Source organism: Streptomyces djakartensis (assembly GCF_014651075.1).
In the GTDB taxonomy this organism is placed as follows: Bacteria; Actinomycetota; Actinomycetes; order Streptomycetales; family Streptomycetaceae; genus Streptomyces; species Streptomyces djakartensis.
In genome coordinates this window covers 1-608 of sequence record NZ_BMWE01000082.1, presented here as the reverse complement: position 1 = coordinate 608, position 608 = coordinate 1, and the positions used below count along the sequence as shown (strand labels likewise).

Annotated in this window: 1 protein-coding gene; it reads left to right on the top strand. The window is 46.2% G+C overall.

Annotation, left to right across the window (positions count from 1 at the left end; all coding sequences use genetic code 11):
* On the top strand, positions 1-608 hold a 608-nt coding region (locus IE212_RS35805), incomplete at both ends, for an AAA family ATPase (protein ID WP_190201947.1).

Below are 608 nucleotides of genomic sequence, written 5' to 3'. Positions count from 1 at the left end.
AGGTGCAAAGGAGACAGGCAATCTGTATTTCGCAACGGAATGTAAAACGGTCAATGGCGGACTGGAAGAACAGATAAGAGGGTTTATGAGGGAACACCCAGACACAGGCTTGATTATCATAGACACCTTAAAGCGTGTGCGTGAAGCAGGCGGAGCAGATTACAGCTACGCAAGTGATTATGATGTTGTGGCAAGGCTGAAAGCGTTGGCAGACAGTTACAAGGTTTCAATGCTTATTGTTCATCATACACGCAAACAAAAATCGGAAGATATATTCGATATGATTTCAGGCACGAATGGTCTGATGGGTGCGGCAGACGGTGCATTTGTTCTCAGTAAGGACAAGCGTACTTCCAACAATGCCACACTTGATGTTGCTGGCAGAGACCAGCAGGATATGAAAATCCATCTTGTAAGGGACAGCGAGCGATTGGTGTGGAACTTTGCAAAATCGGAAACGGAGATGTGGAAAGAACCGCCCGAACCTCTGCTTGAGAAGATAGCGGATACGCTCTTTTCGGAAAGTGACAGATGGGAAGGAACTGCTTCGGAACTTTGCGAAAGGCTTGCGGTGGATATAAAGCCAAATGTACTTTCTTTAAGGCTCA